This window comes from Microbispora sp. H10670, from assembly GCF_014161385.1.
Lineage (GTDB): Bacteria > Actinomycetota > Actinomycetes > Streptosporangiales > Streptosporangiaceae > Microbispora > Microbispora triticiradicis.
The window spans coordinates 1-12,663 of record NZ_JABBWW010000036.1; the positions used below are offsets into that span (position 1 = coordinate 1).

The following is a 12,663-nucleotide window of genomic DNA, read 5'->3' on the forward strand; positions in this document are numbered from 1 at the left end:
GAACCAAACAAGGCCTGTCCAAGAAGGAGATCATCCGCTGCCTCAAACGCTACGTCGCCCGAGAGCTCTACCGGATCATCACAGCGAACGATCAACAAGTCGCCGCTTGACATCCATAGGAGCATCCGTCGGCCTTCCCGATCGTCCGGAGCTGGAGATCACCCTGATGAAGCCGGGGCCTCCGCTGGACGAGGAGGGCGCCGACTTCCACCGCAGGCAACTTGACAAGGGGCAGGCAGGCGGCCTGGGGCTCGCCGTGGACGACTGCCGGAAGACCTACGAGGAGCTCACCGCCAAGGGGGTGATGTTCCTGCAGGAGCCGGCGGAGCGGCCGTACGGGGTCGAGGCCGTCATGCGGGACAACCAGGGCAACTGGCTCGTCCTCGTGGAGCCGAAGCGGTTCTCGCCGGGGGACTTCGCCTGACGGCGGAACGGTTCGTGGAGAGGCCCGGTCCCCGATGCGGGGGCCGGGCCTCTCCGTCAGCTGACAGACTGCGTCCTCCCTGGCCGGCTCCGTGATCAACATCGGTTCCGTGCCGGTACGGTCGGTCCACGAGCATCACCCCAGATGGGGACCGTTTGGAGGAATGACGACATGCGGCATATAGTTAGCAAAGGTAATGACTCATGCTAACGAACGCCCAGAACTTGCGCAGCGACGCCGCTCTCGCGTCCGCCCTGCGCGTGTCCCTCGCGCGGCTGACGCGGAGGATGCGCAAGCAGGCCGCGCACCACTCACTGACACCCACACAGCTCGCGACGCTCGTCGCCGTCGAGCGCCACACCGCGATGACCCCCGGCGAGCTCGCGGAGCACGAGAAGGTGCAGCCGCCCTCGATGACCCGCGTGATCGCCAAGCTGGAGGCCCGGGGCCTGCTGGAACGCAAGCCGCATCCGACCGACCGCCGGCAGGTGACGGTCAGCGTGACGCCGCAGGGGGCGGCGCTGCTCAAGGAGGAGCGCCGGACGAAGGAAGCCTGGCTGGCGCAGCGGCTCAAGGACCTGACGCCGGAGGAGAGGGCGGCACTGCGCGCGGCGGCGCCGATCCTGGAGAAGCTGTCGACGATGTAGGCGGCATGTTCCGCTCGCTGCGGAACCACAACTACCGGCTGTTCGCCGCCGGTGGGGTCGTCTCCAACGTCGGCACCTGGATGCAGCGCACCGCCCAGGACTGGCTCGTCCTCGACCTCGCCCGGGGCAGCGGCTCGGCCCTCGGCGTGACCGTCGCGCTGCAGTTCCTGCCCACGATGCTGTTCGGGATGTTCGGCGGCGTGATCGCCGACCGGTATCCCAAGCGCAGGGTGCTCATGGCCGCCCAGACGCTCATGGGCCTGCTCGCGCTCACCATGGGCGCGCTGGTCCTCACCGGGACGGCCCAGGTCTGGCACGTGTACGCCATGGCTTTCACGCTCGGTCTGGTGTCCTGTGTCGAGGTGCCGACGCGGCAGTCGTTCGTGGTCGAGATGGTGGGCAGGCGCGACCTGCCCAACGCGATCGCGCTGAACAGCTCGACCTTCAACCTCGCGCGGGTCGTCGGCCCGGCGCTGGCCGGGCTGCTGATCTACTGGATGGGCACCGGCCCGATCTTCGTGCTGAACGCCGTGTCGTTCGCCGCCGTGATCACCGGGCTCGCGCTGATGCGGTCCTCCGAGCTGCGCTCGCCGGAGCCGGTGCCGCGGGGCAAGGGACAGTTGCGGGAGGGCCTGCGGTATGTCGGCGGCCGGCCCGACCTGTTGCTGCCGCTGCTGATGGTGGCGTTCATGGCGATCTTCGCGCAGAGCTTCTCGACGAGCATCGCGCTGATGGCCAAGCAGGTGTTCGGCGCTGGGGCGTCCTCGTTCGGCATCGCGTCCAGCGCGTTCGCCGTCGGGGCGTTCGGCGGCGCGCTGCTGGCCGCCCGGCGGGTCAAGCCGAGCCGCCGGTTCCTGATCGCCGGAGCGCTGTGCTTCGGACTGTTCCAGATCGCCTCCGGGCTCGCCCCCGGCTATCCGGCCTTCCTGCTGCTGCTGGTCCCGGCGGGAATGGCGATGATCACCGTGAACACGACCGCGAACACGATCGTGCAGCTCGGCGCGTCGCCCGAGATGCGCGGCCGGGTGATGGGCATCTACGTGCTGGTCTTCACCGGGGGAGCCCCGATCGGAGCGCCGCTGGTGGGCTGGCTCGCCGAGGTGACCGGTCCCCGCCTCGCGGTCGCCGCCGCGGGCGCGCTGAGCATGTGCGGGGTCTGCCTGGCCGTGCTGGTCACCCGCATGGTCGCGGCCCGTGCGCAGCGCGGGGAAGAATCGACGCGTGAGCAGATTGTTCGTGGCGCTGCTGCCGCCGCCTGAGGCGCTGGCGGAGATCGCCACGGCGGTCGAGCCCGTACGGGCCGGGTGGCCGGAGCTGCGCTGGGTCGATCCCGCCCTGTGGCACGTGACCGTGGCCTTCCTCGGCGAGGTGCCCGACGAGGTCCTGCCCGAGCTGCGCGTACGGCTGGCCCGGGCGGCGGCCCGGCACCCCGCGCAGACGGTGTCGTTCGGCGGCGCCGGAGCCTTCCCCTCCCCGGCCCGGGGCCGGATCTTCTGGCTGGGCCTCGACGCCGGCCCGGCACTGACGAGACTGGCCCAGTCGGTGGCGGCCGGCGCGCGGCGGGCCGGGGCGGAGGAGACGGACCGCAAGCGGTTCCATCCCCATCTCACCCTGGCCCGCTCCAGAGCCCGTTCAGGCCACGGCGACGACCTGCGCCCCCTGGTCGGCGGCGCGCTGGGCGCCTTCGGCGGGCGGCGCTGGGAGGCGACGTCGGTCCACCTCGTACGCAGTCACACCGGCGCGACCGTGCGGTACGAACAGGTCGAGGCGTACGCATTGGCGGTGCGCGGCTAGGCTCCATGACGTGGATCGTCCTCGTCGCTGGCTGCTGCCCACGGTGCTCGCGCTGCTCGTGCTCATCGTGGTCGTCGGCGCGCTGCTCAACAACGCCTGATCACGGGCCCGATCACCAGGCGTACTCCTCCGGGGCGGTCCGGAAGCCGGGGAAGATCTCGTCGAGCCGGGCGAGCGCCTTGTCGTCCAGCTTGATCTCCAGCGCCCGCAGCGTCCCGTCGAGCTGCTCGACCGTACGGGGACCGATGATCGGCGCGGTGACCGCCCGCTGGTGCAGCAACCAGGCCAGCCCCACGTTGGCCGGGTCCTCGCCGAGCTCGTCGCAGAACGCCTCGTACGCCTCGATCTTGTCGCGGTGCCTGTCGAGCTGCGCGACGATGCGGTCGTCCGCGGACCGCCCCTTGTCGATCTTGCGGAGGATGCCGCCGAGCAGGCCGCCCGCCAGCGGGCTCCACGGGATCAGGCCGAGGCCGTAGTCCTCACACGCCGGGATGACCTCCAGCTCGGGGGCGCGGACGAGCAGGTTGTAGTGGGACTGCTCGCTGACCAGGCCGAGCGAGCCGCGACGGCGGGCCGACTCCTGCGCCTTGGCGATGTGCCAGCCCGCGAAGTTCGACGAGCCGACGTACAGGATCTTGCCCTGCTGCTTGAGGATGTCCATGGCCTCCCAGAACTCCTCGAACGGGGTGTCCCGGTCGATGTGGTGGGCCTGGTAGACGTCGATGTAGTCGGTCTGCATCCGGCGCAGCGAGGCCTCCGCGGCCCGCCGGATGTTCAGCGCCGACAGCTTCTCCTCGTTCGGCCAGTCGCCCATCGAGCCGTACAGCTTGGTGGCGATGACCGTCTTCTCGCGGCGGCCCCCGCCCTGGGCGAACCAGCGGCCGATGATGTTCTCGGTGATCCCCTCGCCCTTCTTCCAGCCGTAGACGTTGGCCGTGTCGAAGAAGTTGATCCCGAGCTCGTGCGCGCGATCCATGATCGCGAAGGAGTCGTCCTCCGTGGTCTGCGGACCGAAGTTCATGGTCCCCAGGCAGAGCTTGCTGACCAGCAGGCCGGTGCGGCCGAGATGTCCGTATTCCATGCCCTCCACCCTAGGAACCTGGAGTGGACTCCAGTCGAGTGCCGGCATGTCCACGCTCGGCGCGGCGGCGGGAATTGTTGCCGGGCGGGTGGAGGGCCGGCCCTCCGTTGCAGCGGCGGACCGGCCCCGGCGTCGCGGCGTCCGGACCAGAGGACCTCCGCGGTGACCGATCCCGGCATGACGGGATCGGTCACCAGTGTCGTCCAGCCGCCGTGGAATGTGGTCCGCGCTTTGTTGCGCGGCAGGGAGTGCAACAATTCGCCTCCCCTCCGACCTGCGGCGACTCCGGAAGGCGGGCGGCCGTCGCGGCGAGGTGCCGCGCACGGCGGAGACCGCAGGCCCGCCGCGCGGGGAGGCGCCGGCGGACGGGCCCACTGATATTGCGAACCGCCCGCTACATGTTGCTTTTGACGATTTACTGCTCGTGTGCGGTGGCGGCGTGGCCCACTCTTGAGGCAGCCGCCGGGCCCGGCCGGGAGTTGCAGCTCCCGGCCGTCGTACACGTCCCGCGGCCCACCGCAGCGCAGTCCGGACCGGAGGAGTTCGTCGTGAGCAAGGCACAGCACAACGACGTACGGGAGTCTGCCGCCGTATCGCCGAACTGGCGGGCGGGCGTGTTCGTCGTGATCCAGGTCGTGGTGGTCGTCCTGCTGGTGGCGGGTTACGACCTGCCGACCACACTGGCCGTGGTGGTGGGCACCGGCCTCACCGCCGGGCACGTCATCCGCCAGGTGTTCGGACCCCTGCTTCCGGGCCGGGACGCGCGATGAGTCCGGGGCAGGCAGGGCGGGGGCGTCCGGCTCCCGACCTCGACCCGCACAGGGGCCCGCTCATGGCGCTCGCGTGGGCCCTGTTCGTGCTGCGTCCCCCGCGGGGGCACGACGGCCACCGGACCCTGGAGGAGATCGGCCGCCTCATCAACTACGACAAGAGCAGGGTCTCCAGGCTGACCAACGGGAAGGAACTGCCGTCGCTGGGGCCCATGAGGGCATACCTCGCGATCCACGGCGTCGAGGACACCGGGCCGTGGGAGCGGCTGCGCGACCTCGCGGAGAAGTCCGGCGAGGGGGCGGACGAGCTCCGGCGGTTCGCGGAGGCGTTCGTCGAGCTGGGCACCACGAGCCTGCCGGAGCAGTTCGCCGCACAACAGGTGGGGACCGCGCAGGACCTCCTCGCCTCCTGGACCCCTCCCGCCGCCTCCATCGCGGAGGGCGACGATTCCGGGTCCGTACGGCCGGGCGGGCAGGGAGAGGGCGGCGCCTCCACTGGGGAAGGCGGCTCCGGATCGGCATCGCCGAGCGGCGCCGGCTCGGGCGGCGCCGGCTCGGACGGATCGGGAACGGGCGGGTCGGGGACGGGTGGGTCCGGGCCGGGCGAGTCCGGGTCTGGTGAGTCGGGGACGGGTGGGCCGGGGTCCGGAGGGGGTGGCGGATCGCGTGGCGGCCGGGCGGCGCGGATCCGGTGGACGGCGGGCCTCGCGGCCGGGCTGGTCGTGGTGGTGGCCGCCGTCACCGTCATCAGCCTTCGGGCGGACGGCGGCGGCCCCGCGTCGCGGAGCCCCGCGTCCCAGGACTCCGCGCTCGCGGCCTGCCGGCGGCCCACCGCGCAGCTGCGGATCGCCTCCTCGACCGACAAGTCCGCGATCCTCCGGGACCTCGCGCAGGTCTACGGGCCACGCTCGAGCCACGGCGGCTGCGTGACCGTCGCGGTGGACAGCGTCGACTCGGGCGTCGCCATGCGGGCGCTGGCCCGAGGGTGGAGTCCCGTGACCGACGGCCCGCGCCCGGACGTGTGGGCGCCCGCCGCGCAGGTGTGGCTGCAGATCGCCCGTCAGCGGGCCGCCGGGAGGGACGCGCTGAACCTGCTGCCGGAGCGCGCGGGCCCTTCGATCGTCACCAGCCCGCTGACCATCGCCATGCCCGAGCCGATCGCCCGCCGCCAGGGCTGGCCCGGCGAGAGGATCGGCTGGAAGAAGCTGGCCACGATGGCCGAGGACGGCCGGCTGACGCTCGGCAAGACCAACCCCGAATACTCCACCTCCGGCCTGAACGCCACCGTGGCCGCGTTCTACACGCGGACCGGCACCATCGGGGAGCTGGTCCCGAGCGACCTCACCGACCGCGGGAACCAGGAGAAGGTGCGGGCCATCGAGAAAGCCGTGGTCCACTACGGCGACACGACCCTGACCTTCCTCGCCAACCTGCGCCGCGCCGACGACGCCGGGCACTCGACCGACTACATCTCCGCGGTCACCGTCGAGGAGAACAGCGTCGTCGCCTACAACGAGGGTTATCCCTGCGGCAGCCGGTCGGACGAGCCCGGCTGCGCGAAGAGGACCCCGCCGCGCGTCAAGCTCGTCGCCTTCTATCCCACCGACGACAGCGGCGTCGGCACGATCTACTCCGATCACCCCTACATCCCGCTGAACGGACTGCCCGACGAGCGGCGCGCCGTCGCCGCCGACTTCCTCCACTTCCTCACCACGTCGAAGCCCGCCCGGGACCGCTTCGCCGAGCTGGGGTTCCGCGGCCCGTCCCACGAGCTCACCGCGAACATCACCCAGGAGAACGGCGCCCTGCCCGACCCCCTGCCCAAGACGCTCAGCGCGCCCCCCGCCGACTTCGTGGACCGGCTCCTGACGGTCTGGCGGCAGCTCAGGAAGCCGGCCAACGTGCTGGTGCTGATCGACACCTCCGGTTCGATGAACTGGAACGCCAAGGACGATCCCAATCGGGCGCCCGGCGAGCCGAGCAAGCTCGACCTGGTCAAGGAGGCGCACGGTCCCCTGCTGGACGGGTTCACCGGCCGTGACCGGGTCGGGCTGTGGCACTTCTCCAGCAGGCGCGTCGTCGACGACGACGTGGTCGAGATGCGGGCGCGGGCCGCCGACGGCAGGACCCACCGCGAGCACCTCGAAGCCGACATCAGGGCCCTTCATCCCGAAGCGGCCACCGCGCTCTACCGCACCATCGGCGAGGCCGTGAAGTCACTGCGCGACCACTACGACCGCGACGCCATCAACGCCGTCGTCGTGCTGACGGACGGCCGCAACGAGACCACCGGCGGTCCCACGCTCAATGAGCTCGAGCGCGACATCGGCGACCCCCGCCGGCCCGTACGCGTGTTCACCATCGCCTACGGCGGCAAGGCCGACACCGGCGCGCTGCGGCAGATCGCCGAGGCCACCCACGCCCGCGCGTACGAGGCGAGCGACCCCGGCTCGATCGCGGGGGTGCTGACCCACGTCATCTCGAACTTCTGAGGCGGTCACCGGGCGCGACAGGCCTCGGCCTCGTCAGATGCGGTAGTCCCAGTCGAGGCGGCCCTCGCCGAGATCGTCGGCGAGGCCGCGGACGAAGTCGAGCTCGGCCGCGATCTGGGCCCGCTGGTACTCGCTCTCCACGAGGAACAGCGGGGCGATGAAGGTCCGGAGGCCCGCGATCTCGGTGTCGAGCGCGGACAGCCGGGCCTCCAGCGCGGCGATCCGCTGCCGCAGCGCCGCCAGCGCCTCCTGGGGCGGTATCACGGGCAGGAAGGCGAGCGCGGCGGGGAACTCGGGGAACTCGCGGGCCGGGGTGGACAGCATGGCGCGCATCCACTGCCGCAGCGTCTCGCGGCCGGTCTCGGTGGCCTCGTAGACGGTGCGTTCCGGCCGGTTCTCCTCGCGTTCCGTCTCGCGTACGGCCAGGAGCCCGTCGCGGAGCAGGCGCTCGATCGTCTGGTAGACGCTGTTGCGCTGCGCGACGTTGACCACGTCGTCCTTGTGCCGCTCCTTGATCAACTGCTGCATCCGGTACGCGTGCATCGGCGCCTCGCAGACCAGCGACAACAGCGCCATGGCCAGTGGAGAGCGGCGCGTGGGCATGGGCTCCATCGTATTCTTGCCGCGCTGTAGTCATAATATGTATAGTCATAACATGACCAAGAAAGCCATCATCATCGGCGGCGGGATCGCGGGTCCCGTCACGGCCATGGCACTGCGGCGCGCGGGCCTCGACGCCGAGGTCTTCGAGGCGTACGACCGGGGAGCCGACGGGGTCGGCGCCTTCCTCACGCTGGCGGTCAACGGACTGGAGGCTCTGCGGGTGCTCGACCTGCACGAACTCGTCCGCGACCTCGGCATGGACACGCCCGTCATGGAGATGCGCAACTCGCGGGGCAGGCGGCTGGCCACCGTGCGGCAGCCGAGCCGCACGCTGAAGCGCGCCGATCTCTACCAGGCGCTGCGCGACGAGGCCGTACGGCGGGGCGTGCGGGTCCACTACGGCAGACGGCTGGTGGACGCGGAGGTCACCGGCGACGGTGTCCGCGCGATCTTCGCCGACGGAAGCGGGGCCGAGGGCGACCTGCTGGTGGGTGCCGACGGGCTGCGTTCACGCACCCGCGCCCTCATCGATCCCGGCGCCCCGCGCGCCCGGTACGTCGGACTGCTGAACACGGGCGGCTTCGCGGAGGGAGTGCGAGTGCCGGGCCGGCCGGGAGTGTCCTACTTCGTCTTCGGCAGGCGGTGCTTCTTCGGCTACCTGATCCATCCGGAGGGGCAGGTGTGGTGGTTCGCCAATCCGCCGAGTCGCAGGGAGCCCACGCCGGAGGAGCTTGCCGAGATCACCCCGGAGCAGTGGCGGGCCAGGCTCTTGGACCTGTTCGAGGGCGACGCCGGGCCGATGCGGGAGATCATCGCCGCGACGCCGCACATCCTGCCCGGCTGGAACACCTACGACTTCCCGACCGTGCCGAAGTGGTTCACCGATCGCATGGTGATCGTCGGAGATGCCGCCCACGCCACCTCGCCGTCCTCCGGACAGGGTGCGTCGATGGCCGCCGAGGACGCGGTCGTGCTCGGGAAGTGCCTGCGCGACGTGCCGGACACCGCGGACGCGTTCGCCGCCTTCGAGCGGCTGCGGCGCGAGCGGGTCGAGCGGGTCGTGGCGCACGGCAAACGCAACGGTGACGGCAAGGCGCCGGGCGTCGCCGGGGCCTTCGTCCGCGACCTGTTCCTCCCGGTGGTGTTGCGGCAGGTCGAGAAGCGCGACGCCCTGGCCTGGCTGCGCGACCACCGCATCGCCTGGGACGACCGCGTCGCCGTTTAATTGACCGATCGTTCTCGAATGGTCTAGGGTCGGGGTCATGGCCAGGACCAAGGAGTTCGACCCCGACACGGTGCTCGAACGGGCACTCGACCTGTTCTGGCGGCGTGGATACGAGGCCACGTCGATGGCCGACCTGGTCGAGCACCTCGGCATCGGCCGCGCCAGCCTGTACGCCACCTTCGGCGGCAAGCACGACCTCTACCTGAAGGCCCTGGAGCGGTACGTCCAGACCCGCGACCCGAACCTCGTGGAGTTGCTGTCCCAGCCCGGTCCCGCGCTGCCGGCCGTACGCGCCCTGGTCGAGCTGTACACCGAGGACGCGATCGGCGACCGCGACCGGCGCGGCTGCATGATCGTGAACGCCGCGGCCGGGCTGCTGCCGGACGACCAGCCCGTCGCCCGGTTCGTCGAGGCCAGCTGGACCGGCCTGGAGACGGCGCTGACCTCGGCGCTGATCCGCGCCCGGGCCCAGGGGGAGATCTCCGCGGAGGCCGACCCCCGGGCGCTGGCGCGGTTCCTGCTCGTCTTCCTGCAGGGGCTGCGGGTGATGGGGAAGGGCGAGGGAGGACCCGCCCGCCTCCGCGACGCCGCCGCCCAGGCGCTCACGCTGCTGCGCTGACCTCCCGGCCGACCTGCCGGCGGGAGGGTTCGTCATGTGTCGATTTTTGACCGTTCGTTCCAGTTTCATTGCGGCCGCGGCTGATCGCCGCCGCGTCGACCGACCAAGGAGTGCGGATGAGGTTCGTGGACAGGGTGGTGCTGGTCACCGGAGCGGGTTCCGGGGCGGGCAGGGCGGTCGCCCGGGGGTTCGCCCGGGAGGGCGCCGTCGTCGTGGCGGCGTCCCGGGGGCGAGAGGCGCTGGAGCAGACCGTCAAGCTCATCGAGGCCGAGGGCGGCCGGGCCGCCGCGATCACGGCCGACGTGACCGACTCGTCCGACGTGGCCGGGCTCGTCCGGGAGATCGTCACCCGGTTCGGCCGGCTCGACGTCGCGGTCAACAACGCCGGGATCTTCGCGGGAGGCGCCGTCGCGGACATGCCGGAGGAGGACTGGGCGCGGGTCCTCCACGTCAACACGACGGGCGTCTTCCTCGCCATGAAGCACGAGATCGCCGCGATGCGCGCGCAGGGATCCGGAGTGATCGTGAACGTCGCCTCGAACATCGGGGCCCACGTCCGTTTCGCCGGTCTCGGCGCGTACGCCGCGTCCAAGGCCGCCGTCAGCGCGCTCACCCGTACGGCGGCGCTGGAGGAGATCCGGGCGGGCATCAGGATCAACGCGGTCAGCCCGGGGCCGCTGGACACGGCGATGTCCCTGCGGCCCGGCGAGTCAGCGGCCGACCGGGCGGCCCGGCTGGCGGACGTGCTGCCGATCGGCCGGGTCGGCGGCCTCGACGAGCTCGCCGGGACCGTGCTCTGGCTCGCCTCCGACGACGCCGGCTTCGCCGTGGGGCTCGACCTGGTGATCGACGGCGGCGCCTCGGCGTGACCGTCCCGCGACGGCGCGGGCGTACCGGACGGTCAGGGTGCGCAGGTGGTCGACCAGTTCCGGCGGGCCGGTGACCTCGAAGTCGAGGTCGAGCAGACCGAGGTGGACGGCGAGGGCGTTCGGGGTGTCCGCGCCCGTGACCAGCACGCAGGTGTGGCCGTCGACGTCCTCCACGACGCCGACGGCGGGGTTGATCCGCTGGGCGACCACCTCGGCGGGGGCGTGGACGAGCACCCGGGCGTGGTGCCGCCAGGCCGCCGCCGACACGCCCCGCGCGACGTACGCCGCCGCGCCGCCCTCGGGCGGGTCCCGGGGCGGGAAGCGGGGGCCGGTGGGCGTGCGCGGCGCGACGCGGTCCACCCGGAACGTGCGCCAGTCGTCCCGGCCGGTGTCCCAGGCCACCAGATACCAGCGGCGGCCCCAGGAGACGAGCCGGTACGGCTCCACGATCCGGACGCCGGAGGAGCCGTCGTGCGCCCGGTAGTCGAAGCGCAGCCGCTCGCGGTCGCGGCAGGCCGCCGCCAGGACGCCCAGCACGGCGGGATCGATCGCCGGGCCCGGCCGGTCCGGCGGCACCGGCTCGCTGTGCGTCTGCAGGGCCCCGACCCGGCGGCGCAGGCGAGAGGGCAGCACCTGTTCGAGTTTGGCGGCGGCGCGCTCGGCCGCCTCCTCGACGCCCGCCACGCCGGCGGCGGCCCGGAGCCCGATCGCCGCGGCCACCGCCTCGTCGTCGTCCAGGAGCAGGGGCGGCATGGCGGTCCCGGCGACCAGCCGGTAGCCGCCGTCCGTCCCCCGGGAGGACTCCACCGGATAGCCGAGCTCGCGCAGCCGGTCGACGTCGCGGCGCACCGTCCGCTCGCTCACGCCGAGCCGGTCGGCCAGGGTCGCGCCGGGCCAGTCGCGTCTGGCCTGGAGCAACGACAACAGGCGCAGCAGCCGCGCCGAGGTTTCCAGCATGTTCTCAGTCTGACGGCACTTCCGGACAGAACCTGTCCGGAAGGGTCCGTAACGTCTTCCTCATGAGCGAGAACACGCAGATCACTCCCTTCCGTATCGACGTCCCGCAGGCCGACCTGGACGACCTGAAGGACCGGCTCGCCCGGACCCGCTGGCCCGACGAGATCCCCGGCGCGGGATGGGACTACGGCGTGCCGGTCGAGTACGTGAAGCGGCTGGCCGACTATTGGCGCGACGGGTACGACTGGCGGGCCCACGAAGCCGAGATCAACCGGTATCCCCAGTTCACCACTGAGATCGACGGGCAGAACATCCACTTCCTGCACGTCCGGTCGCCGCACGAGAACGCCCTCCCGCTGATCCTCACGCACGGATGGCCGGGCTCGATCGCGGAGTATCTGAAGGTCGTCGAGCCGCTGACGAACCCCGAGGACCCGGCGCGGGCGTTCCACCTCGTGATCCCCTCGCTGCCCGGCTTCGGCTTCTCCGGCCCGACGAGGGAGAAGGGCTGGAACCGCTACCGTACGGCGCGGGCCTGGGCGGAGCTCATGCGGCGGCTCGGCTACGACCGGTACGGCGCGGCGGGCAACGACGGCGGGTCGTTCGTCTCGCCCGAGGTCGGCCGGGTGGACCCCGGGCACGTCGTCGGCGTCCACGTCACGCAGATCTTCTCCTTCCCCTCCGGCGACCCGGCGGAGATGGCGAATCTCAGCGACGAGGAGCGGCGGGGCCTGGAGGTGCTGCAGTGGTTCTACGAGAACAAGATGTCGTTCAACATGGTCCACTCGCAGCAGCCGCAGACGCTGTCGTACGGGCTCTTCGACTCGCCGGCCGGGCTGCTCGGCTGGAACGCCCAGCTGTTCGGTGAGGACGTCGACGACGACTTCATCCTGACCAACACGATGCTCTACTGGGCGACCGGCACCGCCACCTCGGCGACCCGGTTCTACTACGAGGACGCGCATGCCGAGCACCCGAAGGAGCCGACGACGGTCCCGCTCGGCCTGGCGATGTTCGAGGGCGACTTCGTGTCCATGCGCACCTTCGCCGAGCGCGACCACAAGAACATCGTCCACTGGAGGTCCTACGGCGAGGGCGGCCACTACGCCGCCCACCTGCGGCCGGACGTGCTCGCCGCCGACCTGCGCGACTTCTACGACGCCCTGCGATGAAGCGGCGCAT

General features: G+C 71.6%; 12 protein-coding genes and 1 pseudogene. 10 read left to right on the plus strand and 3 right to left on the minus strand.

Annotated elements, in window-relative coordinates; translation table 11 throughout:
* The first annotated feature begins 166 nt into the window (after positions 1 to 166).
* The 4 genes from HHX33_RS31450 to thpR all read left to right on the plus strand — a co-directional run bounded on the left by HHX33_RS31450 (position 167) and on the right by thpR (position 2,865).
* The gene (locus HHX33_RS31450; RefSeq protein ID WP_220502406.1) at positions 167 to 424 is read left to right on the plus strand and encodes a VOC family protein; all 258 of its coding nucleotides are present in this window, start codon (positions 167 to 169) and stop codon (positions 422 to 424) included.
* A 203-nt stretch (positions 425 to 627) separates the two neighbouring features.
* A complete protein-coding gene (locus tag HHX33_RS31455; RefSeq protein WP_182877761.1) occupies positions 628 to 1,071 on the plus strand; it encodes a MarR family winged helix-turn-helix transcriptional regulator in 444 nt (147 codons plus the stop codon).
* 5 nt (positions 1,072 to 1,076) lie between these two features.
* Complete coding sequence (locus HHX33_RS31460) at positions 1,077 to 2,330, plus strand: MFS transporter (protein ID WP_182877762.1); 1,254 nt, start codon at positions 1,077 to 1,079, stop codon at positions 2,328 to 2,330.
* Positions 2,293 to 2,865 (plus strand): RNA 2',3'-cyclic phosphodiesterase, encoded by a 573-nt coding sequence (gene thpR, locus HHX33_RS31465; protein WP_111697531.1) that lies wholly within the window; start codon positions 2,293 to 2,295, stop codon positions 2,863 to 2,865. The genes HHX33_RS31460 and thpR overlap by 38 nt, the downstream gene beginning before the upstream one ends.
* 112 nt (positions 2,866 to 2,977) lie before the next feature.
* Here the strand turns inward: thpR and HHX33_RS31470 are convergent, their stop codons facing one another.
* Positions 2,978 to 3,946, minus strand: a complete 969-nt coding sequence (locus tag HHX33_RS31470; RefSeq protein WP_111697532.1) for an aldo/keto reductase — start codon at positions 3,944 to 3,946, stop codon at positions 2,978 to 2,980.
* Between the two features lie 548 nt (positions 3,947 to 4,494).
* Between HHX33_RS31470 and HHX33_RS31475 the strand changes: the two genes are divergently transcribed.
* Together HHX33_RS31475 and HHX33_RS31480 are read left to right on the plus strand one after the other, a co-directional pair.
* Positions 4,495 to 4,716, plus strand: coding sequence for a hypothetical protein (locus HHX33_RS31475; protein WP_182877763.1), 222 nt, complete (start codon positions 4,495 to 4,497; stop codon positions 4,714 to 4,716).
* Positions 4,717 to 4,778: 62 nt separating this feature from the next.
* Complete coding sequence (locus tag HHX33_RS31480) at positions 4,779 to 7,208, plus strand: substrate-binding and vWA domain-containing protein (protein ID WP_182877764.1); 2,430 nt, start codon at positions 4,779 to 4,781, stop codon at positions 7,206 to 7,208.
* Between the two features lie 33 nt (positions 7,209 to 7,241).
* On the opposite strand, the gene HHX33_RS31485 is transcribed toward HHX33_RS31480, so the two are convergent.
* Positions 7,242 to 7,811 carry a PadR family transcriptional regulator gene (locus HHX33_RS31485; RefSeq protein WP_259403067.1) on the minus strand — a complete coding sequence of 190 codons (570 nt, stop codon included), beginning with the start codon at positions 7,809 to 7,811 and terminating at the stop codon, positions 7,242 to 7,244.
* Positions 7,812 to 7,863: 52 nt separating this feature from the next.
* Between HHX33_RS31485 and HHX33_RS31490 the strand changes: the two genes are divergently transcribed.
* The 3 genes from HHX33_RS31490 (at position 7,864) to HHX33_RS31500 (ending at position 10,524) form a co-directional block, all read left to right on the plus strand.
* Complete coding sequence (locus HHX33_RS31490; RefSeq protein ID WP_182877765.1) at positions 7,864 to 9,036, plus strand: FAD-dependent monooxygenase; 1,173 nt, start codon at positions 7,864 to 7,866, stop codon at positions 9,034 to 9,036.
* 37 nt (positions 9,037 to 9,073) lie between these two features.
* A complete protein-coding gene (locus tag HHX33_RS31495) occupies positions 9,074 to 9,655 on the plus strand; it encodes a TetR/AcrR family transcriptional regulator (RefSeq protein ID WP_182877766.1) in 582 nt (193 codons plus the stop codon).
* Between the two features lie 116 nt (positions 9,656 to 9,771).
* A complete protein-coding gene (locus tag HHX33_RS31500) occupies positions 9,772 to 10,524 on the plus strand; it encodes an SDR family NAD(P)-dependent oxidoreductase (protein WP_182877767.1) in 753 nt (250 codons plus the stop codon).
* 6 nt (positions 10,525 to 10,530) lie between these two features.
* Here HHX33_RS31500 and HHX33_RS31505 read toward each other — a convergent pair.
* Positions 10,531 to 11,481 (minus strand): annotated as a pseudogene (locus tag HHX33_RS31505) (helix-turn-helix transcriptional regulator); the annotation flags it as partial.
* Positions 11,482 to 11,543: 62 nt separating this feature from the next.
* On the opposite strand from HHX33_RS31505, the gene HHX33_RS31510 reads away from it, so the two are divergent.
* The gene (locus HHX33_RS31510; protein ID WP_182877768.1) at positions 11,544 to 12,653 is read left to right on the plus strand and encodes an epoxide hydrolase family protein; all 1,110 of its coding nucleotides are present in this window, start codon (positions 11,544 to 11,546) and stop codon (positions 12,651 to 12,653) included.
* The last annotated feature ends 10 nt before the right edge of the window (positions 12,654 to 12,663 follow it).